The organism is Marinococcus sp. LNHM3E3-2.2, from assembly GCF_056034385.1.
The window spans coordinates 244,049-266,545 of the sequence record NZ_JBQLIC010000003.1 but is presented as its reverse complement, the minus strand read 5'-3'; the positions used below and the strand labels follow the sequence as shown (position 1 = coordinate 266,545).

Genomic DNA, 22,497 nt, shown 5'->3' with positions numbered 1-22,497 from the left:
TCCAGAGGTTAGTGGACTAAAAAGCCAGCACCAAGAAAGCTCTTGATACTGGCTGTGAAGAAAAAGCACTCTGTCTTTTCTTATCCGGCCGGTGTATAAATATTTTCGCATTCCTGCTTCTACTTAAAATAAACGTCACGGACCGTTGGCTTCATTTCCACCAGTCATATGATCAATATATTAAAATTATCATATAAATAATGAAATATCTACCTTTTTTATGATAAATATTATAAAATATTAACAATAAAGGAGAATTCCAGTGATTGATATTCAAGCAAAGCAAAAGGACATCGCAAGCTACGTAGGACGTCTGCTGCGGGACTCTTTCGGAAAAGGGCCCCAGGCAGCCTATGTGACTCTTGGGGAGACACACGCCATTATTTTCTTACGCGAATTCATGTCCTCCATCGAGGAGCATCTGCTTGAAGATAAAGGCGCCGAAGCCGTACATGAACTCCGGGAAAGCATGATGAAGACAATAATACCCGAAGTCAAACGCTATATTGAAAGCACGACCGGCATTGAATTAAACGAACTGTTTTACGACTGGAATATGGACCATCGTTCCGGCGTCATTATCGGATTAAAACCCGAGTCTTACAGCAATGCCGGCCAGACTTCAGAGCCGATTGCAAAAGAGTATCCAAACAAGCAGAAGCTTGAGCAGGTGATCGGGGAAACGAGCAACAAAGCAGAGCGTGTGCCTGACGACGTCTCTTCCGTGCAGGTAAACAACCGGACGACGCTGATTGTCCGTACCGGTATTCTCGTACCTATCGAAAAGCGGCTGATTGCCCTTGGATACGAGGACGTTTTAAAAATTGCCAAACGCGAGCTCGAAAAGGAACTATTCATGGAAGAGGATTTGTTTACCAGCCTTTTAGGAGCAAAAGTGGAAGACATCTTCATCGACTGGAATTTTGAAAAAGACAAAAGCACAGTTATTATCGTAACAGCTCCCGTAAAATAACATTTCTTTATTACACCACTGAAAGGCCTGATATCCGTGATTCCCATTACGTTTCACCATGTGCATACTCCGGGGTCGCTCATCGAAAACCACCGCGATTACCGGCACTACCATTCCATAGAATGGAAGGATCACTTCGACAGCAATTTTATTTCATTTAAACAGATGCCAGACCCTGATTACTTCCAGGAAATCGAAGCTTACTTACGCGATTTTCACAATTCCCGGGGCCAAAAGCATTTGAAATTTCATTTTCCGCCGAACACAGAGCTTCCGCTGGCATTAAATCAGTATCTGCACAGTACCCTGTATGATGTGACCGTCATGGAGCTGTACGCTATCCGACCGGATGACTTTCCGCGAAAAAACGCCCCTGAAGGATGCGATATCCAGCGCGTCGATGTTGAAAACCTGCCCGCTTTTCTAGCGATGCAGCTTGAGCAGGATCTCCCTCTCGGCGAAGCGTACGCAGCTCAAAAACAGCACATGCTCGAACAGCGGTTTTATGATGCTTCGTTTATTCAGCTGATCGCCTATCACCACGGACGACCGGCCGGCTTTGTAGAACTGATCGCCGGCGATCATTCTGTAGAACTGGATAATCTGTTTGTCCACGAGGAGCTGCAGCAAAAAGGCATCGGCCACGCCCTGCAGCAGTTTGCCATGAACCTTTTTCCGGATAAAGCAATCTTTCTCGTCGCAGACCAGGAGGATACCCCGCGCGACATGTATCGAAAGCAGAACTATAAACGGCTCGGCTTTCAGTACACCGCTATTTTTCAATAATATGAGTGCACGCAAAAAGACGCCCGGGACAGGCGTCTTTTTTGATCAGTACATGATATGCATAAACAAAGCAATAATAGGAATTGCAATAATCGTGCGTTCAAAAAAGCAGACGACGAGTTCCCAGAGCTTTACCGGCATTCTCGTTGCTTTAATGACAACAATGGATTCAGAAAAGAACACAATCTGTACTAACGAGAGCGTCGTTACAAAATAAATCGCCCCTGCTTCAAGTGCTGCCAGATCTCCTGCAATTAAAAGAACCGGCAGAAACATTTCAGCAATACCTACGGGGATCGACGGCGCGATCATTGCCGCATTAGGTACACCGAGAATATTTAAGAGCGGAATGAACGGCATGCCGAGCCAGTTAAATAACGGCGTATACTCAGCGACGATCAGTCCGGTAATGCCGATAGAAGCAAGCATTGCCACCACCCGGGGAAGCACACCAAGCGCTCCCGCCACACTCGTCTTCACTTCTGAGCCGAGCGGCCTGGCTGCTTCGGCTCTTTTCGCAGCACGCTGAAAGCCGCGCGGTATAATGCCAAACTCAAACTTCGCCTCTCCCTGTCTTTCTTCTTCTGTCTGCTCCCGTCCGTCAAAATAAACGTCGGGCTGCTTCGACAGGGGCGGAATCCGGATCATAAAGAAAGAAATAATAAACGCAATCAGCATACCGGAAAAGTATACCTGCAGAAAATCCTGACTTAACTCTGCTGTGTTAATGACAAGCACTGCAAATCCGACACTGACTGCGCTGAAGCTTGTAGCAATTGCTATAGCTTCGCGCTTTGTATAAACATTCATCCGGTACAGGCTGCTTGTAATTAAAATAGCAACAGAAGATGAGCTGACAAAAGAAGAAATAGCGTCTATCGTGCTTTTGCCAGGCACCTTAAACAGTGGACGCATGACCGGCTCCAGGATCGAACCGATAAAATCAAGCGCTCCGTAATTTAACAGCAGCGGCATAAACACAGCGGCCAGCGGAATGATCCAGCCAACGGTAAGTACAATCGATGGGATAATTGTTCCGCCTGTATCCGGCCCCACCATCCATTCCGGTCCAGTGAACCCGGCAAAGCTGTCGTGAAGAGCATATACTGACATAAAAACCGCGCCCAGCACGTAGAAGAAAATGTGTACCCCCGTGTCTCCCCCGTAGTAATCCAGCAGCCGTCCGCTGCGTTCCGGAAATAGCTTTACGTAAATGCTCGTTACGGCGTTAGCAAGCACCATGACCGTAAACAGCCACAAACTAAAAGGCACAGAAAGGTTCAAAAGGAAGTTGTACAAGTAGCCGAACACGACATCAGTTTCCCCGTCCACTACCACCGGAACAAAGAAAACAATCACAGCAATGGAGGTTAGCAGGAATGATTTGATCAATCCATTTCTCAGCTGGCCCCGGCTGATTTTCTGTTTATCCAGTTCCTTCCCTTCGAGCGGTGCTGTGTCTCCAGGATTCTTTTCCATCTGGTCCAAATCCTCATCAGCTATGTTCTTCATTTACATGCTCCTCCCTGCGAAACATTTTGCATAATTGGCTTTTTACGTCGATGATTTAGCCGCCTCTGCGTTTTTCCAGCCCTTGAAGGAGCTGATATCTTCTCCTTCAGCACTGCTTTCGCAAATAAAGCCCATCACATTGCGTCCATCGTTCAGCTTGACCGTGCCGATACCTAACGGAGCAGGAATCTTTGCGGCAAACTTCCCCATTTCCCCGATCGGCATCCGCCACAGCTCAACCTCAATTTCTTCTCCCGTCAGCTCCCGTATTAAGCCGGGTTTGGCCGGTTCGCTGTTCAGACGGATCAATTTATATTCCGGGGCTGTCGAAGCTTCTTCCACGAATTCAGCCCGGTGCTCTTTCATCTGTTTTTCAAGTGGAAAACCTTTCATATGAAGTCCGCATACAGCAATCAGCTTTTCGGCTGGTTCCTCCGGCAAAGAAAGTTCTGTCCGCTGCCAGCTTTCCGCCGCACCCATCAGCAGACTTTCTGCGTCTGCACGGCTGAACAGCGTTACGCCAAATGGCACATCCGGCGCTGCTTCACCGGCAGGCAGCGCTACCGCACTCATATCAAGCAGATTGCAGTGATTCGTATATTTCCCCATGTCGCTGTTTGTCTGCACCGGATCTTTTCGGACCTGTTCTCTTGTCCACGTCCCTCCACATGTCGGAAGCACGAGCACATTATTTTCGAGCCACTGCCCGGTATGGTGCTTGATTTCCTGCAGCCGGTGCATCGCTTCGAACAGCTCTGCGGCCCCGTATGCCTTGCCCTCTCCTTTGGAAAGCACTTTTTCGGTTACCGGAAACACCTCATCGCGATGTTTTTCTACAAATGATCCAAGCGCCGCCCAGCGTTCGGCAATCCAGGGACCGTCGTACAGCACCGATGCCGCTTCACTTAGAATGGACGTATCCACATACGATACTTCCTCTGGTCCTTCTTCAAGCCACTCGACTGTTTTTTTCCATGCTTTTCGGTACTGCTCCTCATATGGTCCGTAAAATTCCGGTTCTTCCTCCGGCAGCAGCCATTTTTTCGGCTTTTGCTTCTTTAAATCACCGAAAGGCTTCGACCAGGGATCATTCAGATCGACACCCCGGGCTGCCTGATCCACCAGGGGAATATCATTTACCTCCCAGGCAAATACCGTCACACAATCCAGACTTTCACATGCCGGTACGACGCCGGCGATCGGCCAGGCGCCGAGGGACGATTTCCAACCAATCAGCCCATGCAGCGCGGCCGGAACCCGCCCGGAGCCTGCAGTATCTGTACCGAGGGAAAAGGCAGCCAGACCGCACGCTACCGCTACGGCAGAGCCTGCACTTGACCCCCCGCTGATCAATTCATCCTTCTGTCCGTTGTGTGTTTCTCCGTAAGGACTCCGTGTGCCGACGAGCCCTGTAGCAAACTGGTCCAGATTGGTTTTCCCAACCGGAATGGCGCCGGCGTCCACGAGCCACTTCACTACGGTGGCGTGCTTTTCCGGAGTGTAGGTGTATGCTTCACAGCCAGCTGTTGTCGGCCATCCCGCTACGTCGATATTATCCTTCACAGCAAACGGTATGCCCCACAGCGGAAGCTCCTCCGGCGAAAACGCAGCCAGCCGGTCAATATAAGGCTGAATCCGCTCTTTAGATGGAGGTAGCACCCAGATGTTTTTGTGCTGATATTCTCCGGCCCTTTCGAGAATGCCGGCTACCACTTCTCCGGGCTCTATACTTTGGCTCCGATAAGCTTTTAACAGCTGCTGTACGTTTAATTGTTCTGTCATGTAACCGACACCCCGCTTTCTTTTTCTGCACGCAGGCCGACGATTAACTGCCCTGCCTGCACTTCGTCTCCGGGCTCCACATGGATGGAAGCTACGTACCCTTCTTCGGGAGCCTGCTGTGGAAATTCCATCTTCATGCTTTCCTCAATGACCAGCACGTCGCCTTTATTTACGTACTGCCCTTCCGTTACTTCGACCTTCCATACACTTCCCGGCATCGAGCAGCGAACAGCTGTCTCGTTTGCGGGCAGCTCTTCTTCAAGCACCGCAGCATTTCCGCTGTCATCCTCGATATGCTCTGCAATACCCTGCTCTTTCCAGCGTTCACGTTCTGCCTGAAAGGCTGCCTGCTGATTTTCTTTAAATGCTGCAGCACTTTCCTGAATCGACTCCTGGAATGCCAGGTATTCACCCAGATCGAAGGTTGTTTCTGTAATATCTGCTTCAAACCGGCCGCGCAGGAAATCCTCCCGCAGTTCCGTCAGTTCTTCATGTGTCACCGGATAATACTGAATTTGGTCGAAAAAGCGGAGAAGCCACGGTTTTCCGGGCTCAAAGCTTTCCGTCGCCTGCAGCCGGTTCCACATCTGGATGGTCCGGCCGACAAACTGATAGCCGCCCGGGCCTTCCATGCCGTACACACACATATATGCCCCGCCGATACCGACCGCATTCTCCGGCGTCCACGTCCGCGCGGGGTTGTATTTGGTTGTCACGAGCCGGTGTCTCGGGTCTGTCGGCGTAGCAAGCGGCGCCCCGAGATACACATCACCAAGTCCGAGCACCAGATAATTTGCATCAAACACAATCTTCTTTACGTCATTAATGCTTTCGAGACCGTTAATACGCCGGATAAATTCCAGATTGTCCGGGCACCACGGAGCATCCGGCCGTACGTTCTGCTGGTAGCGCTCAGTGGCAAGCTGTACAGAGGGGTCGTTCCATGAAAGCGGAAGCCTTACGATCCGGGAAGGAACCTGAATCGACTCCAGCGGCGGAAGGTCTTCGTCAATCCGGAGTACGTGCTGCGAAGCCTCCTGGACCGTCATCTCCAGCGGATCAATATGAATCTGCAAAGAGCGAACTCCCGGAGTCATTTCAATAACTGGCAGCACGCCCTCTTTTTCGACTGCCTCCATGAGCACCTGCACCTGAAAACGAAGCTTCAGATCCAGTTCCATTTCGCCGTATTCCACCAGCAGATACTCATCCCCGCTCATGCGGATCGTAATAGGAAACCGGCGCTCTTCGCGTTCATCGATAAGCAGCGGATATTCCGGATCCAGCACGTCATTTTCATCTGGCAGCACAGCTGCTTCGACCGCCCGTCCTGCTCTTACACCTTCGATCAACCGTTCCTGCGCCTGACGGAGGTTGTTCGCTTCCTCAATAGTCAGCAGCTGAAAATGCACCTTGTCCCCAGGCTGCAGCTGGCCGATTTTCCAAAACTCCGCAGAAGCAGTTGTCACCGGACAGACGAAGCCTCCCAGGCTTGGCCCATCCGGACCGAGCAGGATCGGCATATCTCCTGTTAAATCAAGCGTGCCCACCGCGTAGGCATTATCATGAATATTGGACGGGTGCAGGCCGGCTTCTCCCCCGTCCTCACGGGTCCAGGCCGGCGCAGGTCCAATCAGTCGCACACCGGTCCGGGAGCTGTTAAAGTGCACTTCCCATTCTGCTTCTGCGAGCTGACGCAGATATTCAGGCTGCAGAAACTCCTGTGTGCAGTGCGGGCCGGGGATCATACCGATCGTCCACTCCCTCTTTAATTCCGGACGTGCGTCCAAAGCAAGCGACTGCTGCTTTGGACTCTCCGTGTTTCCCCGGACACCCAGAACATCCCCCGGGCGCAGGGCTCTTCCGGCATGTCCGCCAAACTCTCCGAGAGTGAACGTAGAGGAGCTTCCAAGCACCTTCGGTTTATCAAACCCACCTTCAATCAGCAGATAGGTTCTCATGCCTTCGGTCGTTTTTCCAAATGTCAGCGTCTGGCCTTTTTTGGCCTGCACCGTTTCATATAAAGCGATGGGTTCATCCTCAAGAGCAGCGCCCATGTCACCGCCGGTAACACAGAACGTAAGATCGTCCCGGAAAACGTAGGATCCTCCCTGCAGTGTCAGCTCCAGACCGCTTGCATCTTCCGCATTATTCAGCAAGGCATTGCCAAGCCTGAAGGCGAAGGGGTCCATAGGACCGCATGGCGGAACGCCGACGTCCCAGTGGCCGGTTCTTCCCGGCACGTCCTGGACCGTCGTCTGAACGCCTCCGTCCAGCACCTCCAGTGCTTTTTCCGCCGGGTCGAAATCATTCAATAGGCGGGTAAACACTCGGCCTTCCCGTACACGCGGCTCCTGCAGGAGTCCGCGGACGTACTGACGGTTTGTGGTGACTCCGTAAAAACGGGTTTCTCCAAGCGCGTCGTACAGCTTATCGAGAGCAGCCTCCCGGCTGTCGGCATGTACGATGATTTTGCCAAGCATTGGATCATACAGTGTTGTCGTTTCCACGCCGTTTTGGATCCAGGTCTCATTTCTCGCATTCTCCGACAGCATGACGTGGTCGATGTGACCTGCACTCGGGCGGAAATCGCGGCCGCAGTCTTCAGCGTATACCCGGGCCTGAATGCTGTGCCCTGATAAGGCAGGCACTTTCGCCGCAAGGTTCTCCCAGCGGCCGGCTGCTTCTTTTACCATCCATTCCACGAGGTCGATACCGAGCACTTCCTCTGTTACTCCGTGCTCCACCTGAAGACGCGTATTCACTTCCAGAAAGTAAAACTCGCGTTCGTCCGGATCGTACAAGAATTCGACTGTACCAGCACTTCTGTATCCTGAAGTTTTCGCCAGACGTTCGGCAGCCTGCCACATTTCCTGTCTCGTTTTTTCTGTAATATTTGGCGCCGGCGTTTCTTCCACGACTTTTTGGTTTCTCCGCTGCAGCGAGCAGTCCCGCTCGCCTAATGCGACAACCTCCCCGCTTTGATTGCCAAAGATCTGAACTTCAATATGGCGGGCGCTTGGAATATATTTTTCCAAAAACATGCCGCCGTCATTAAAATTTGCTTCCGCCAGATGCTTAACACCTTCATATGCTTCGTGAAGCGACGCTTCATTTTCGCAGATACGCATACCTATTCCGCCACCGCCGGCCGTACTTTTTAAAATGACCGGATAACCGATGTCTGCTGCCTGTGCCACCGCTTCCTCCCGGCCCGACAGAAGATTTGTGCCAGGAAGCAGAGGTACGCCCGCTTCTTCAGCAGAAGCACGGGCCGTATGCTTCAGCCCAAACAGCTCCATCTGTTCCGGCTCCGGTCCGATAAATGTAATGTTCTGCTTCGCACATTCGCGCGCAAAATCAGCATTTTCACTCAGAAAGCCGTACCCAGGATGAATTGCGTCCGCTCCTGTTTCAAGCGCCGTTTCCAGAATCTTTTTTTCATTCAGGTAGCTTTCCTGCGGGGGGCCTTCACCGATATTTACTGCTTCATCGGCGTATGCCACGTGCAGACTGTCACGATCCGCTTTCGTGTATACAGCTACAGACGGAATGTTTAATTTTTTTAATGTTCTTTCAATTCTGACAGCAATAGCTCCACGGTTTGCGATGAGTACCTTTTGAAACATTCAGTCTCTCTCCTTTTAATAATTTATTTATCCCAGATGAGTACACGAAGCGGTGTTGGATTAAAACCGCTGCACGGGTTATTCAGCTGCGGGCAGTTGCTGATGAGCGCAGTCACTGCACATTTGGCTGTCATTTCCACATAATAACCGGGCCCTGAAATGCCGTCATCAAAGTCCAGACCGCCTTCGGGCGTAACCGGCACGTTCATAAAAAAGTTAATATTCGGTGCAATATCACGCTTGCTGTAATCATGGCCGTATTTGGCCAGCTGGTACATAAACGTATCGCGGCAGTTGTGCATCGGCTCCCGGTCATGGGCGTAACGGACTGTGTTGCTCTGTGACGAGCAGGCCCCGCCGAGTGTATCGTGCCGGCCGACTGTGTCTGCCGTAATTTCAAGCAGATCCTTTCCGGACTCGGCTTTCAGTACTGAACCTGCCGTTAAATAAATATTGTTTTGCGCATTGATGGTGTTAATCGCACTGTAATGATCCTCCGGATGCTCCGTATCAAAAAAGAGGGTGTCGGCCGCTTCATTTCCTTCCACGTCTTCAATCCGGAACACCTGGCCGGGCTGCAGTTCTCTGATCCACCCTTCGCCTGCCGGAATCAACTGTTCATATACGGCCGTTTCCGCGGTTCTTTCACTTTGTACCTTTGCGAGCATATTCATGTTAAACTCCCCTTCACACTAGTAATGAATGATATTCCCATGTATTTTCGAACGCCCGTCTGTTTTCCGGCTGATAGTTGACGCAATAGTCCTGTTCGTCTGCTTCCTTTACATTAAATACTTCCATTTTCACCGGAACTGACGGAAAATCCGCTGCCGGATCCTGGGGATTCGGCGTATTGGAGATAATCATTAAGCTGTCCATCTCCAGACGGAGCGTCACCGTGTCTCCCGCTTTGGCGTGCTCCGGGTCAAAATGCATGCTCCCGGCTTCATCGGCATAAATTTTTGAAAATAAATTGATGTTCGGCACCAGGTCTCTTTTCGTTAAGCCGTGACGCATCAGTTCCTTGACGAAATTTTCTTCGCCGCTCCGGTAGTAATCGTTCAACAGCTTTTGAAACGTGGTTTCACCGTACTTGCTGTCGGTCCCTGCTCTTGTCGAATAGCCGCCGATAGGATCATGCCATCCTGAGCTGTCTTCAATAATGCTTGCCATCGCCCGGCCATTATCGGTCATCAGAATGTTTCCTTTTGTAAATTTCGATGTGTGCTGGGCCTTTAACGAATCTGGCATATTGTAACGGTCTGTCATATTTTTAGCGTTGTACAGCAGAAGTGAAATGTTGGCTCCGTCTTCGAGCGCGGTAAACCGGACGGCCTTTCCTTTCGCCACCACATTCGACCATTTGCTTCCTGCTTCAATTATTTTTTCCATAATGGAGCCTCCCTTAGTAATATAAGCACCTGAAAATAAATAAAAAGCCCGGAAGAGTTTTCACTCTCCCGGGCTTTTGTCCCTCCGTGTATACAGGCATCACTGCCCGTACCGCATTCTCTCGGACCTGACCTTCTTTTTTCAAGAAGCGGAACCCTAGAAAGCATTGGCGTTTCCATCTGCGGAAACCTATATACTGTTTTTGCTGTTGATTTGTAGTCTAAGCAACATCACTGCAGAAAACAACTATTATGTAAGCTTATCTAACACATTAATTTCCAGATTTATTTTTTAATTCTGCTTTTTTTATGAATTATGGCCTATCTTTTCTTCTTTTTGTTTATTTTTTTACTGAAAGAGGAAAGCGTTTACTAGTACTCAACTAAAGGAGAGATAGCAATGGCGGAAGATCCAAAAAAAGCAGAACAGTACGTCGATAAGCTGGATCAGGAAGACAAAGACCAGATTATGCAGAACTTTAATACGTTCAAAAACTACCTGGGCGACCAGGTGAAAAAGGGCGAAAGCATTGGTCTCGGAGAAAAAGGACTGGCGAAAGCCACTAAACGTGTCGCCGATCATCTGGCCAAGCACGAAGAGCCTCGCAACCGGGAAGAGAAAGTATTAAACGAGCTCTGGCAGAACGCTGAAAAAGACGAAAAAGATGCTATTGCCAAAGCGCTTGTCCGCATGGTCGACCAAACGAATAAAGACGAAGCCGAAGAATAAAAAAATCCCGCTTTTCAGTTTTTACTGAAAAGCGGGATTTTCATTTATTCACTGTCAGCCGCCCTGTATAGAACGGTAGATGAAATAAGCGATCACGAGTACAATGGCCACCGGCAGGATAAACTTAAAGAAACAGCCAGCCATACGAATAGCCAGAAAAACAAATACGATAAGCAGCAGAATACCTATAATAAATTCCACGGATACGGCCTCCCTTCTGCAACAAAGCTATCTATCAAACATTATTAACTATTTTTCACTTTAATACTGCTAACATATATTTTTCCACCGTGGGCTTTTCATAAACATTATTCAGTGCCTTTCGTTATTATTACACATTTCTTCATGCAAAAAAGCCCTCATACAAGGGCTTCTCAGCTGCCGCTATGCGGCTTTTGGTGTTTGTTGTTCTTTAGGCCCCCGTCCGACTTTTCCTTTTAAAGCTGGAACAAAGCGATCGAGACCGATTTTACCGGCATTACCTTTTCCAACCAGGAGAAGGATGGCGAGAATAAGCATGATCGGGTTCGTCGACACTGTACCCGCCAGCAGAAATGCCATGTTCATCGTACCGCCGAAGAAGGCGGCAGTGGTTGTAAACAAGCCAACAATTAAGCCGGCGCCTACCAGTACTTCACCCCACATGACGAGAAAACCAAACAGTCCGGCATTCGGAATAGCGATATTTTCCAGGAAGGCTGTATACCATGGATAAGCAGCTGCCGTGCCTCCGCCCTGCATGACCGGTTCAGCGACCGCCCCCTGCAGGAATCCGCCAGGGTTAAAGCCCTCTGCAATTTTACCAAGCCCCGAAGTGAGCCACGTCCAGCCTAAGTACAGGCGTACCACCAAAAATAGTACCGTCGCAATCGTCGATTCCTTCAAAAAACGAATAATCATTATGAATCCTCCTTTTGTGAATATATTCACATATTTCTTATTTTTAATATACCATATTTTATTTTATTGTGAATACTTTCACATGAATGGTCACAAAGTGTTCATATATGAAAGATGATGAAAATGACAAGCAACATTTTCGCGAACTCCTTTTGGATCGTGCTATAGTATTTTGGCAGAAGGAGGGCTTAAGCAATGAACGAAAAATATACCCCACTATTTCAACCATTAACATTACCGAATGGAATCACCTTGAGAAATCGCTTTGCACTGGCGCCGTTAACCCACGTGTCCTCCAACGAGGACGGGACCATTTCTGACCGCGAGCTTCCTTACATTGAAAAACGGTCGGAGGATGTCGGATTGGCTATTACGGCAGCAAGCAATGTGACAGCTTTAGGGAAAGCATTCCCCGGCCAGCCGTCGATCGCCAGAGACTCGGATCTCGAGGGCCTGCGCCAGCTGGCTGCTGTCATGAAAAAGAACGGTGCAAAAGCCGTCGCCCAGATTCATCACGGCGGAGCTCAGTCGTTGCCTAAATTAACTCCAGGCGGCGACGTAGCAGCGCCAAGTGAAATTGAACTGGCGAGCTTTGGCGAGCCGCAAAAGCATCAGGCTCGTCCGATCACGCATGAAGAAATCAAAGAAACGATTCAGGCGTTCGGGGAAGCTACGAGACGTGCAGCCCAGGCAGGCTTTGACGGCGTGGAAATTCACGGCGCCAACCACTATCTCATTCAGCAGTTTGTTTCTCCGTATTATAATCGCCGGGACGATGAGTGGGCTGACCCATTTAAGTTTCCACTGGCCGTGGTCAACGAGGTAACCGCCTCAGCCAGGGAACACGGCGGCGACGATTTCATCGTGGGATACCGCTTTTCCCCGGAAGAAGCCGAATCTCCGGGCATTACAATGGAGCTGACGAAGGAATTGATTGATCGTTTGGCCGAACACCCTCTGGATTATTTCCATGTGTCTCTGATGGATATTCATTCCGAAACACGGGAAGGCCAGTACAACGGACAAAAACGTATTCAATTGATCCACGATTGGATTGGCGGCCGTGCTCCGCTGATCGGTATTGGCTCCATTTTCACGGCAGATGACGCACTAAGCGCCCTGGAGACTGGCACAGAACTGGTTTGTCTCGGGCGGGAATTGCTGCTCGATCATCAGTTCGTGAGCAAAGTCCAGGAAGGCCGCGAACAGGAAATCAATGCCACCTTTGACCCTGAAGAACCGACAAAATACCATCTTCCGGAACCTCTATGGCAGCAGCTCTACAATGGATTTTATCCGCTGCCTAGAAATGACGGCTGACACCCTCTCATAGACGAGTTATACGAATTTGTTAAATCATAATAAAAACCCACTCCCGGACACGAGATTTTTCTTATCATGCCGGGGGTGGGTTTTCCTATATCCAACTGCTTTTAAAATCATTAATATACACCCTTGTATCTGTAGGCTCTTTCGCTGTTACTTTCTGATAATCATGCGTAATTCCTTTTGCGAGTCCCAGCTTCGTGGGAAAGTGAATGCCAATGACCACATTGATAAAATCATCATCTACGTTCATTTTTTTCATAAATTGTTTGAACTCTTTTACCGAGGGATCAGCATATTCAATATCAACACCTAAAATATCCGTCATAATGTTTGCTACCTCATAAAAATTGAGAGCTTCCCCGCCTGTGATGACATAGCTTGTATTCCGGTGTTTCGCAGGATGCATTAATGCTTTGACTGATATTTCAGCCAGATCTCTTGTATCCACAAAGCTCGTTTTCCCATTGCCGGCCGGCACAAAAATACGATGCCTTTCTTTAATTTCTTCACACAAAAAATCGTTCAAGTTCTGCATAAAATAACCCGCGCGCACAAATGTATAGGGAATGCCTGATTTTTTTATTAATTTCTCCATTTTATAGTGGTGAATAAATGGCATAAACTGCACATCCTTTAACGATAAATAAGAAATATGCTGAATGCCATGCTTTTTAGCCTGTTCTAAAAAGCTGCCAAATTGCAGATTATCTCCCGGAGGATACATTAAAAATATACGATCCACCTGGCTAAGAGCTCCATCAAATGTATCAGGCTTTGAAAAATCAAGCGTTACAAATTCATAACCATCACCAAATTCCGCTTTAGCTTTTTCGGGATTCCGCACAGCACCCACAAAAGGAATATTATTATTCGTAAGCTTTTGAGCAGCTTCAAATCCAACCTTTCCTGTAAAACCTGTCACTAAAACCTTCATGACCATCCCTTTCCTTTAGACAAGTCATTATCACAGTCACCTACGATACTTTGAAATCTTTATTTTAAGGCCGTAAGCCTTTTCAAAAACCACAGCCCCGCCACCATCAGTACCCCGTCAGATCAGGATCGGTTTTTCGTTCCACTGATTCGATATTTTGAATAATATCGGATACGACATATGATGCAATCGCGGGAGAGGCAGTTACCCCCGGGGAGTCCAGCCCCGCCAGATGAATCAGCCTCGGATCCTTCTCCGAGGAACGGATGTAAAAATCCGGCTCGGTAATGCTCGAGCGTATACCGGCATAATGGCGCTCCGTGAATTCATAAGGAATGCCTGTTGCAAGCATGTTGACTTCGTTTTGAATCTGCTCCATTCCTTCTTTTGTCGGAAGAGCAAAGCGAAAGCTGTTTTGTTTTATATCTGTCGGACCGAGACGGATTGTTCCGTCCGGCTGGGGAATGATCAGAATACCCTTCGTCCGGCTTGTGGGCGGCGGATAAATGATGTGATTAATAAATCCCGAAGCCTGTTTTCCGAGCACCATATATTCTCCGCGCCTCGGAACCGGCTCAAACGGCACGCGATCCTCAATCATGCCGGCAACGGAAGCAGCGGCGGCTCCGGCGGCATTAATCACAAACCGGCTTTGAAAAACGATTCCCTCTTTCGTTTCCACTTCAAATCCTGTTTCTGTTCTACGCAGATCGATAATCCCGGTATTCGTATGAATTTCCGCCCCGTTAAGGCGGGCATTGGATGCGAGTCTATCTGTGAGCACAGCAGTGTCTGCACTCATGGCTTCGGGCATAAACAGGCCGCCTTTAAGCTCTGGGTGCAGCTTTGGTTCCCGCTCCAGCATTTCTTCCCTGCTTAAGATGGTGATCGTATGAACACCCTCTGCCTCACTCTGCCGCTTCAGCCAATGTAGTTTTCCAAGCTCTTCATCCGTGCGTGCCGTTGCGATCGCTCCGTGTTGAAAAACAGGAACGTCAAAGCGCTCCGCTAATATCCGGTGAAGGCGGCTTCCGTTTCTGCCAAGCTCAGACTTCATTTTTCCTTTGGCAGCGGGCATCATTGCAGGGGGATGGACAAGCGCGCTGTTATGCGTCGACTGGACGCCGGAGAGCGTCCGTCCTTTTTCAAGAACCACCGTTCGTCCCCGATAATGGGAAAGCTCATGCGCAAGTGCCGTACCAACAATACCGCCACCAATAATCAAAAAATCAATCATCTCCCTCACTCCTCTTCGGGAAGCATATTCACGATGCCGGAAAACGAGTTATACGCTTATTCTATCCACCGCGAAAAACAATTGGCAACTCATCTGTCTTTATAGGAGCAAAAATATGTGTCTAATGAAAAACAAAAGCACGCAGCTTCAAAATTATTACAAATGCAATTTCTCAGTCACTCTTATACTGTTTGCGTAAATTGTTTTCTTCAGAAATGTTCAGCATAAATCCTATTACGAGGATTTAATCCCTGCTCCGCAGAAAGGGATAACTACCGTTTCGCTTTCTCCTCTTTGGTACTGAAGATATCCCGCATAGTTAATGGCCGAGGTAACTTCTACATAAAACCCTTTGCTGGCCAGAGCTTTCCTTGCGCTTAATATTTTTTCTTCCGGAATCCGGATAAACGTCCCGTTTGTTTGACGAACGGCCTGCAGAATTTGTGCCGAGCGCGCCGGCGCTGCGATGGCAATCCCTTCCGCGAGTGTGGATTTCGCAGCAGTCGGCTCCGCTATTTCAGCTCCCTTTTCATAAGCCTGGGCGAGCGGGGCGCAGTTGTCAGCCTGCACTGCCACGATTTTCGGCATCTGATCAATCAGATTATTTGTCAGCAGCTCGTGAAAACCGTAGTAAGCTCCTAAAAGCAGTGTCCCGTTACCTACGGGAACAATCACGGTTTCAGGCGCACGTCCGAGCTGTTCATATATTTCATACGCATATGATTTGGTGCCTTCAAAAAAATACGGGTTATATACATGGCTCGCATAAAATACCTGCTCCTGTTCGACTGCCTGCTGGGCGGCTGCGGCCACCTCTTCCCGAGTCCCCTGGATTTTTCGAATACGGGCTCCGTGTGCACTGATTTGATCGATCTTTTTCGGTGACGTCTTAGCACTTACGTATACGTCACAGGCAATACCTGCCCGGGCGGCATAGGCAGCCATGGCGGTGCCGGCGTTCCCGCTGCTGTCCGCGATTACTTTCTCCGCGCCCAGCTCTTTTGCTTTTGTTATCAACGCCACCGCGCCACGGTCTTTAAACGACAACGTTGGCATCATGTAGTCCACTTTAACGTATACCTCAGGATCTCCGGGTGATAAAGGAAGCAGCGGGGTCTGGCCTTCTCCCATAGACACGGCTTCCCATGGCCGAGTTTCCTTCGAAAACGGCATCGTTTCTGCGTACCTCCAGATGGATAATGGATAGCTTTCCCACACCTCCGGATTTACGGAAGGTGTTTCTCTTAAGAGATCCAGCACTCCTCCGCATACCGGGCATTTCCAGATAGTGAGGGTGATCGGGTGAATCTGTTCACACTCACTGCAAATATATTGGTTCATTCCTATCCCGCCTTTTCGAATGCTTTAATGAAAAATTTAAGCTGCTTTTTCATTACTTTCCCACACTTAAGCGAAAATGCCAATGCCAGCAACAAAAGCTGAAGCCGGAGCACCCGCCCCGGCTTCAGCCAAATTAATAATGCATGATTTTTCTTACAGCTCTTCCCCGTTCGTCTGAATCACGTTTTGATACCAGTAAAAGCTGTCTTTTTTGCTGCGCTTGTTGGAGCCCTTTCCGTAATCGTCCCGGTCCACGTAAACAAAGCCGTAGCGCTTGGACATTTCGGACGTGGAGAAGCTCACAAGGTCAATCGGCCCCCAGGTGGTGTAGCCGATCAGCTCCACACCGTCTCCAATCGCTTCTTTCATCTGTTCGATGTGGCTTTTTAGATAATCGATGCGGTACGGATCATGCACCGATCCATCCTCTTCCATCTTGTCGTAGGCCCCCAGGCCGTTTTCCACGATAAACATCGGTGTGTCGTAGCGCTCATACAGCTGGTTCAGCAACGTCCGAAGGCCGACCGGGTCAATCTGCCAGCCCCAGTCCGACGCTTCAAGATACGGGTTCTTCAGCTTGGTCAGCAGGTTGCCCCCTGCCTTTTCTCCCGTCGTTTCTTCACGCGCGGATACCGCTGACATGTAATAGCTGAACGGCAGAAAATCGATCGTGTTTTCCCGCAGCAGCTCTTCATCTCCGGGCTCCGTCTTCAGCTGGATGTCGTTTTCTGCAAACACCCGTGTCATATAGCCCGGATAGCCGCCCTTCGTAAAGACGTCAGTGAAGAAAAGCGTATTGCGCATGTCCTGGTGGGCGGCGAGCACGTCCTCCGGGTGCGGACTGTTCGGATAGTTGATCATGCCGATTACCATGCAGCCGATACGTGCATCCGGACTGATTCTCCGGCACGCTTCAATGGCCTTTGCGTTCGCCACAAGCTGATGGTGAGCTGTCTGGTAGATCGCTTCAAGCTTCCGGCCTTCCGGGACTACGTCCGGAATCAGCCCGCCGCCGACGTACGGGGCCATCATCAATGAATTAATTTCGTTAAAGGTGATCCAGTATTTCACCTTTCCTTTGTAGCGCTCAAACACGGTTTCGGCGTAGCGGGCAAAATGATCCACTGTTTCTCTTCCGTAAAAGCCGCCGTATTCGGTCGCCAAATGCAGTGGAATTTCATAGTGGGAGAGGGTAACAAGCGGCTCTATGCCGTGCTTGTGCATTTCATCAAACACATTATCATAAAACGCCAGTCCCTCTTCGTTCGGCTCTGTTTCAGTACCGGTCGGAAAAATGCGCGCCCAACCGATCGAAATGCGGAACGTTTTAAACCCGAGTTCCTTTAAAAGGGCAATATCTTCCTTGTACGTATCATAAAAATCGATGCCGAACCGCTTCGGAAAGACCCGGTCTTCTTCGGTTTTCAGCACATGTTCAATCTCCTCCCGGCTCGGATATGGCAGCTTCATGGACGTCCGGTCTTCAGGTTCAATCAGTTCGATAATGTCTGCGGTGGAGAGCCCCTTCCCGTCTCTATTATAGGCTCCTTCAGCTTGGTTGGCGGAGATAGCTCCGCCCCATAGGAATCCTTCTGGAAATGATGGTTTAAATGTCATAGTGTCCACTCCTTCTCTATTTACTGAATAATTGAAAGCATTGTATCGCCTGGTTCAACGTTGCCGTCATTGTCTCCAATCACATCTAAATAATCGTTTGTGTTGGTAACAATAATCGGCGTGGATAAATCATAGCCTGCTTCACGTATGGCTTTAATATCAAATTCTGCAAGCAGCTGTCCCTTAGTGACCGTATCACCCTGCTGCACGTTCGCCTGGAAATATTGCCCATCCAATTGTACCGTATCGAGCCCGATATGCATAAGCAGCTCCGCCCCTGAATTCATTTTAAGGCCGAAGGCGTGCTTACTCGGGAAGACGGTGGACATTTCGCCGTCTGCCGGAGCATAAAGCTTTCCTTCTATCGGAATCACAGCGATGCCTTTCCCCATGGCTCCAGAGGAAAACGCAGCATCATTTACTTCTTCAAGCGGAATCACAGCGCCCTTAAGCGGGCTCGCAACTGCCTGGTTTTCCTTCGATATGGTTGACGTTGCCGCTACCTCCTTCGCAGTCTGGGCGTCAGTAGTCGTTTCTTCCGGTTGGTCCGGTGCTTTCTCTTCAAGCTCATCCTTATAGCCAAACAGGTAAGTGAGGAGAGCCCCGAGGGAAAACGCGACGATAATCGATACCACAAACAGCCCAAATCCTTCCCCGAAGTATACCGGCAGGGCAGCCAGACTTGGCAGTGCTACCGCAAGCGCAGAGGCATTAGCAATACCTGCAATCGCACCGCCGACACCACCGGCAGCTGCGCCTAAAATAAACGGACGTTTATAGCGAAGCGTCACCCCGTAAATTGCAGGCTCGGTAATACCGAACAATCCGGAAATTGCAGCCGGACCGGCGATCGCTTTTACTTTCCGCTGGCGTGATTTTAAATAAACACCCAACGCTGCTCCGGCCTGTGCAAACACAGCCGGCGCAAGCAGAGCGGAAAACGTATCCTCCCCGTACACGCTTAAGTTGTTGATTCCAATTGGTACGAATCCCCAGTGCAGACCAAAAATAACAAACACCTGCCAGAACACACCCATAAACGCCCCGGCAATCATTGGACTTGCGTCATAAATCGACGTATAGCCATCAGCAAGCCAGCCGCTGATTACCGTACCAACCGGACCGAAAACAATCAATGTTAACGGAACCATAATAACTAGAATAAGAAGCGGCGTGAAAAACATCCGGATGCTTGAATGCAGCCAGCCGTTCAGTACCGCCTGCAGCTTCGACATCACATAAACAGCTAAAATAATGGGAATAACCGACGATGCGTAGTTACCCATCAGCACCGGAATCCCGAGAAATCCAAAGCTGCCACCCTGTTCTTCCCCAAATGCGATTAAATCCGGATACAGAAGAGCTCCGGCGATCAGCACTGCTACGTATGGATCTGCCCCGAATTTACGGGCAGACGTGATGGCTAAAAGCACCGGAAGGAAGTAGAACAAGCTGTCCGAAGCAGCGTTCAGTACCTGGTACGTCCCGCTTGTCTCCGTTAATACGCCCGTGGCCAGCAGCACCGCTACCAGCCCTTTTAGAATACCGGCTCCTGCAAGCGCTCCCAATATTGGAGTGAAAATAGCGGAAATAATATCAATCGCCCGGTTAAATAAATTACCCTCATTTCCCTTGTCCTCCGAAGCTCCTGCATTGGCATCATCGTCGCCAAGCTTTGTGTCCTTCGCGATCGCTTTGTAGACGTCGGATACTTCATTACCGATAACGACCTGAAACTGACCGCCGCTTTCCACGACCTGAATAACTCCTTCAAGCGCCTCCACCTGCTCCTTGTCTGCCTGGCCTCTGTCTTTCAACCGGAATCGAAGTCGTGTGGCACAGTGAACGAGCGACTGTACGTTTTCTTCGCCGCCGACGCCGGCGACGACACTTCTGCCAAGCTCCTGATAATCTTTTTTCATGTCTACACCCCTTTTTATTAGTATTTTAGGCAAAGAAAAAACCTAAACTGAACAGATGACAGAAAGGAAAAATCCCCTTCCACACTCTGCTCAGCTTAGGTTTTGCCTGCTTCATCAGTAACAACCCTACTCTGAGTGGTTTTTATTCAGTTGATGCCGGGATGCGACCCGGTGAATGTGAACCGTTAAATAAATCAGTTCGTCGTTGGATACGCTCCAATCATATTTGTTTTCGACGTATTTTTTAATTTTTTCACTGCACAGAAAGGCTTCTTTGTACTGCTTTTTCACCTGCTGATATAAAAAATCATCATCGGCGTCATACTGCAGCCGCTCCTTTCGGACGAGACGCCAGGCAAAAAAGCGCAGATGCGTTAAAAAGCGTTCATAATTCAGCGTATCTTCATCAAGCTCCATTTGAAAGTGGTATTTCACGATACTCAGCATATCGTTAACGATGCCTACAGTTTCTACAACTTCTTCGAGGCCTTCACCGGACATTTGGCTGTTCACGAGATGCAGCGTAATCGAAGCTGCTTCGTGCTCATCAAGCCGGTGGCCGGTTTCTGCTTCAATAATGTTCAGTGCTTTTAAAGCGACAGCAAATTCTTTACGGTAATACTTCCTGATTTCCCAGGCGAGTGTATTCTGCAGCGACATTCCCTGTTCATAGCGGCGGATCGCAAAGCTTAAATGATCCGTCAGTGCCACGTATAAGTAATCATCAAGCTTTACACCAAGATCCTCTTTAGCCAGGGAAATAATCTGTTCTGCAATCGACAGGTAGGTTTCGGGCACATCTGCCAGAAGCTCAGCCAGCTGGTCGGAGACGTTTTCATTTTCAAGCACAAACGTTTTCTCCACCTGCTCCTGATCGACCGTTTCCCCGGCTTTGCGCTGAAACGCCAAACCTTTCCCCATCACTACCATTTCTTTTCCGTGGCGGTTTTCCGTCAGAACTACATTGTTATTGAAGACTTTTTTTATCTGCATATCTCCTCGCCCTTTGCCTGAATAGTCCAATAAAAAAACCTAAACTCACACACACCATTCTACCAGAACGGCGCGGAGTTTAGGTTTTGCCTGCTTCATCAGTAACAATCCTAATTTAAGGGAATATTCTTTTGTAAACGTTTTCTATATATCTATTTTTATCACAGGCGGGAGACGGGGTCAATACTTATTTCCTAAATAACAACCGGGACTTTAGATTTTCGTCGCAGCTGGCGGCTATTTTTTAACAAGCTGCACCCCCGCTTCTTTTTCAAGCACGAGATTAAAACCGGCTTTGCCCTTTTTCAGCACTGCCTGTCTCCAGCTTTCCTCGGGCGGGTCGAAGAGCTGATGAAATTCCTTCTGCAGTTCACGGGCATCTGCTTCTTTTTTTGCCCCGTACCAGTAGTACTGGTTTTCGTGCACGACAATATCGAGCGCTCTCATCTGATCCGGCAGCCGGTTGCCGATTGTGCCGAACTCCAGCAGGCAGGAGAAAATATACTTATCCGGATGTCTTCGGCTGTAGACATCCTTCACGTATTCTGCATCCTCGCCTTTGATTTCCCGCACATCCGTTTTTTGCACATAGTTTACCTCAGGATGCCCAAACTGCTTCTGGAGCTGCTTTTCCTTGCGCGGGTCTGAATGCGGCACCTGCAGCCACAGCTGTTCGGAAGGCCCCAGCCCGGTATGAATGTCAATATGGACGACCGTTTCGTATTCCTTTACCCACTCATCCATACGCGACAGGAGCTTTTCCACCGGCTCTTCATAAGCTGCTCCGCCGTAAAAAATACCGGTTGGATACTGGTACTGTCCCATCGTTGCTGCTTTTTCCAGTCCGGATACGCCTCGCTTAAACACCTTTGCCCCGAGAGAGCTTAATAGATTCCATCGCTGTTTTTTCCAGCTTTTCACCGGCCCTTCCGGCACAAAATGTTTCTTTTCTTTTTCAAATCGCTTGTTCAGTGAAGCAGGCACATTGTTCCAATCCTTCATAAAATTACGGTTCAGATCCACGTTGTTTTCACTCACCCGCCGCCGGTTTTTCATCCCCCACGGGTTCACGGCATGCACAAGACGTATGCCGGTCGTATTCGGATTCAGCTGGGTCAAACACTCGTCGATAAACAGCTGCAGAAGCGCCGACCCTGCGTATCCTTCTATCCCGTGCACGCCGGTGGTGACGACAATCAGCGTACTGGAATGGTATCTGGCGTCCGCTGCAATAATATCGGTCGTGTTATTGTTTTCCGGCTCTCCGACAGCGTACTGGGTCAGCGAGGCCTCCGGCCATACTGCTGCCACGTCTGCGCTTCTTTTCCGGAAAGCCCTTCTTGCTTCTTCGTACGTAGGGAAAAAATATTGATCGGATGATTTCATTTTACTGCCTCCCTCATCAAAATTGGTCTTACGCT

18 protein-coding genes and 1 riboswitch are annotated in these 22,497 nt (G+C 49.3%); of the genes, 4 read left to right on the top strand and 14 right to left on the bottom strand.

Features of this window, described 5'->3' with window-relative positions:
- Positions 1-262: 262 nt before the first annotated feature.
- Both ACTRXF_RS06265 and ACTRXF_RS06260 read left to right on the top strand, forming a co-directional pair.
- Positions 263-973: a Na-translocating system protein MpsC family protein gene (locus tag ACTRXF_RS06265; protein ID WP_474261087.1), complete on the top strand. Its 711-nt coding sequence runs from the start codon at positions 263-265 to the stop codon at positions 971-973.
- Between the two features lie 36 nt (positions 974-1,009).
- Positions 1,010-1,759, top strand: coding sequence for a GNAT family N-acetyltransferase (locus ACTRXF_RS06260; protein ID WP_474261086.1), 750 nt, complete (start codon positions 1,010-1,012; stop codon positions 1,757-1,759).
- A 45-nt stretch (positions 1,760-1,804) separates the two neighbouring features.
- On the opposite strand, the gene ACTRXF_RS06255 is transcribed toward ACTRXF_RS06260, so the two are convergent.
- Genes ACTRXF_RS06255 through ACTRXF_RS06235 form a run of 5 tightly spaced genes read right to left on the bottom strand, consistent with a single transcriptional unit; the run spans position 1,805 to position 10,074 of the window.
- Positions 1,805-3,271 carry a YjiH family protein gene (locus ACTRXF_RS06255; protein ID WP_474261085.1) on the bottom strand — a complete coding sequence of 489 codons (1,467 nt, stop codon included), beginning with the start codon at positions 3,269-3,271 and terminating at the stop codon, positions 1,805-1,807.
- Between the two features lie 42 nt (positions 3,272-3,313).
- The gene (gene atzF / locus ACTRXF_RS06250) at positions 3,314-5,053 is read right to left on the bottom strand and encodes an allophanate hydrolase (RefSeq protein ID WP_474261084.1); all 1,740 of its coding nucleotides are present in this window, start codon (positions 5,051-5,053) and stop codon (positions 3,314-3,316) included.
- Positions 5,050-8,682, bottom strand: a complete 3,633-nt coding sequence (gene uca, locus ACTRXF_RS06245) for an urea carboxylase (RefSeq protein ID WP_474261083.1) — start codon at positions 8,680-8,682, stop codon at positions 5,050-5,052. The genes atzF and uca overlap by 4 nt, the downstream gene beginning before the upstream one ends.
- 23 nt (positions 8,683-8,705) lie before the next feature.
- A complete protein-coding gene (locus ACTRXF_RS06240; protein ID WP_474261144.1) occupies positions 8,706-9,350 on the bottom strand; it encodes an urea amidolyase associated protein UAAP2 in 645 nt (214 codons plus the stop codon).
- A gap of 19 nt (positions 9,351-9,369) precedes the next feature.
- Positions 9,370-10,074 carry an urea amidolyase associated protein UAAP1 gene (locus ACTRXF_RS06235; protein WP_474261082.1) on the bottom strand — a complete coding sequence of 235 codons (705 nt, stop codon included), beginning with the start codon at positions 10,072-10,074 and terminating at the stop codon, positions 9,370-9,372.
- Positions 10,075-10,137: 63 nt separating this feature from the next.
- Positions 10,138-10,245, bottom strand: a riboswitch (guanidine-I (ykkC/yxkD leader).
- 228 nt (positions 10,246-10,473) lie between these two features.
- Between ACTRXF_RS06235 and ACTRXF_RS06230 the strand changes: the two genes are divergently transcribed.
- A complete protein-coding gene (locus tag ACTRXF_RS06230) occupies positions 10,474-10,803 on the top strand; it encodes a DUF3243 family protein (RefSeq protein WP_474261081.1) in 330 nt (109 codons plus the stop codon).
- Positions 10,804-10,857: 54 nt separating this feature from the next.
- Here ACTRXF_RS06230 and ACTRXF_RS06225 read toward each other — a convergent pair whose 3' ends face one another.
- A complete protein-coding gene (locus ACTRXF_RS06225; protein WP_322526794.1) occupies positions 10,858-11,004 on the bottom strand; it encodes a hypothetical protein in 147 nt (48 codons plus the stop codon).
- Positions 11,005-11,187: 183 nt separating this feature from the next.
- Positions 11,188-11,703 (bottom strand): DoxX family protein, encoded by a 516-nt coding sequence (locus ACTRXF_RS06220; RefSeq protein ID WP_474278288.1) that lies wholly within the window; start codon positions 11,701-11,703, stop codon positions 11,188-11,190.
- 195 nt (positions 11,704-11,898) lie between these two features.
- Here ACTRXF_RS06220 and ACTRXF_RS06215 point away from each other — a divergent pair, with 195 nt between their 5' ends.
- Positions 11,899-13,023, top strand: coding sequence for an NADH-dependent flavin oxidoreductase (locus ACTRXF_RS06215; protein WP_474278286.1), 1,125 nt, complete (start codon positions 11,899-11,901; stop codon positions 13,021-13,023).
- A 97-nt stretch (positions 13,024-13,120) separates the two neighbouring features.
- Here the strand turns inward: ACTRXF_RS06215 and ACTRXF_RS06210 are convergent, their stop codons facing one another.
- The 7 genes from ACTRXF_RS06210 to ACTRXF_RS06180 form a co-directional block, all read right to left on the bottom strand.
- A complete protein-coding gene (locus ACTRXF_RS06210) occupies positions 13,121-13,966 on the bottom strand; it encodes an SDR family oxidoreductase (protein WP_474278283.1) in 846 nt (281 codons plus the stop codon).
- 106 nt (positions 13,967-14,072) lie between these two features.
- Positions 14,073-15,203, bottom strand: a complete 1,131-nt coding sequence (locus ACTRXF_RS06205) for an NAD(P)/FAD-dependent oxidoreductase (RefSeq protein WP_474278281.1) — start codon at positions 15,201-15,203, stop codon at positions 14,073-14,075.
- A 234-nt stretch (positions 15,204-15,437) separates the two neighbouring features.
- A complete protein-coding gene (locus tag ACTRXF_RS06200) occupies positions 15,438-16,544 on the bottom strand; it encodes a threonine synthase (protein ID WP_474278279.1) in 1,107 nt (368 codons plus the stop codon).
- Positions 16,545-16,697: 153 nt separating this feature from the next.
- Positions 16,698-18,161 carry a glycoside hydrolase family 1 protein gene (locus tag ACTRXF_RS06195; RefSeq protein WP_474261073.1) on the bottom strand — a complete coding sequence of 488 codons (1,464 nt, stop codon included), beginning with the start codon at positions 18,159-18,161 and terminating at the stop codon, positions 16,698-16,700.
- A gap of 20 nt (positions 18,162-18,181) precedes the next feature.
- Positions 18,182-20,083, bottom strand: coding sequence for a beta-glucoside-specific PTS transporter subunit IIABC (locus ACTRXF_RS06190; protein ID WP_474261072.1), 1,902 nt, complete (start codon positions 20,081-20,083; stop codon positions 18,182-18,184).
- Positions 20,084-20,209: 126 nt separating this feature from the next.
- Positions 20,210-21,076, bottom strand: a complete 867-nt coding sequence (gene licT, locus ACTRXF_RS06185; RefSeq protein WP_474261071.1) for a BglG family transcription antiterminator LicT — start codon at positions 21,074-21,076, stop codon at positions 20,210-20,212.
- Between the two features lie 237 nt (positions 21,077-21,313).
- Positions 21,314-22,462 (bottom strand): M14 family metallopeptidase, encoded by a 1,149-nt coding sequence (locus ACTRXF_RS06180; protein WP_474261070.1) that lies wholly within the window; start codon positions 22,460-22,462, stop codon positions 21,314-21,316.
- Positions 22,463-22,497: the final 35 nt, after the last annotated feature.

Coding starts and splice junctions, on each gene's coding strand:
- atzF (WP_474261084.1), bottom strand. CDS start 5,053: ATGACAGAACAATTAAACGTACAGCAGCTGTTAAAAGCTTATCGGAGC.
- ACTRXF_RS06235 (WP_474261082.1), bottom strand. CDS start 10,074: ATGGAAAAAATAATTGAAGCAGGAAGCAAATGGTCGAATGTGGTGGCG.
- ACTRXF_RS06205 (WP_474278281.1), bottom strand. CDS start 15,203: ATGATTGATTTTTTGATTATTGGTGGCGGTATTGTTGGTACGGCACTT.
- ACTRXF_RS06230 (WP_474261081.1), top strand. CDS start 10,474: ATGGCGGAAGATCCAAAAAAAGCAGAACAGTACGTCGATAAGCTGGAT.
- uca (WP_474261083.1), bottom strand. CDS start 8,682: ATGTTTCAAAAGGTACTCATCGCAAACCGTGGAGCTATTGCTGTCAGA.
- ACTRXF_RS06255 (WP_474261085.1), bottom strand. CDS start 3,271: ATGAAGAACATAGCTGATGAGGATTTGGACCAGATGGAAAAGAATCCT.
- ACTRXF_RS06200 (WP_474278279.1), bottom strand. CDS start 16,544: ATGAACCAATATATTTGCAGTGAGTGTGAACAGATTCACCCGATCACC.
- ACTRXF_RS06215 (WP_474278286.1), top strand. CDS start 11,899: ATGAACGAAAAATATACCCCACTATTTCAACCATTAACATTACCGAAT.
- ACTRXF_RS06240 (WP_474261144.1), bottom strand. CDS start 9,350: ATGCTCGCAAAGGTACAAAGTGAAAGAACCGCGGAAACGGCCGTATAT.
- ACTRXF_RS06180 (WP_474261070.1), bottom strand. CDS start 22,462: ATGAAATCATCCGATCAATATTTTTTCCCTACGTACGAAGAAGCAAGA.
- ACTRXF_RS06195 (WP_474261073.1), bottom strand. CDS start 18,161: ATGACATTTAAACCATCATTTCCAGAAGGATTCCTATGGGGCGGAGCT.
- licT (WP_474261071.1), bottom strand. CDS start 21,076: ATGCAGATAAAAAAAGTCTTCAATAACAATGTAGTTCTGACGGAAAAC.
- ACTRXF_RS06210 (WP_474278283.1), bottom strand. CDS start 13,966: ATGAAGGTTTTAGTGACAGGTTTTACAGGAAAGGTTGGATTTGAAGCT.
- ACTRXF_RS06190 (WP_474261072.1), bottom strand. CDS start 20,083: ATGAAAAAAGATTATCAGGAGCTTGGCAGAAGTGTCGTCGCCGGCGTC.
- ACTRXF_RS06220 (WP_474278288.1), bottom strand. CDS start 11,703: ATGATTATTCGTTTTTTGAAGGAATCGACGATTGCGACGGTACTATTT.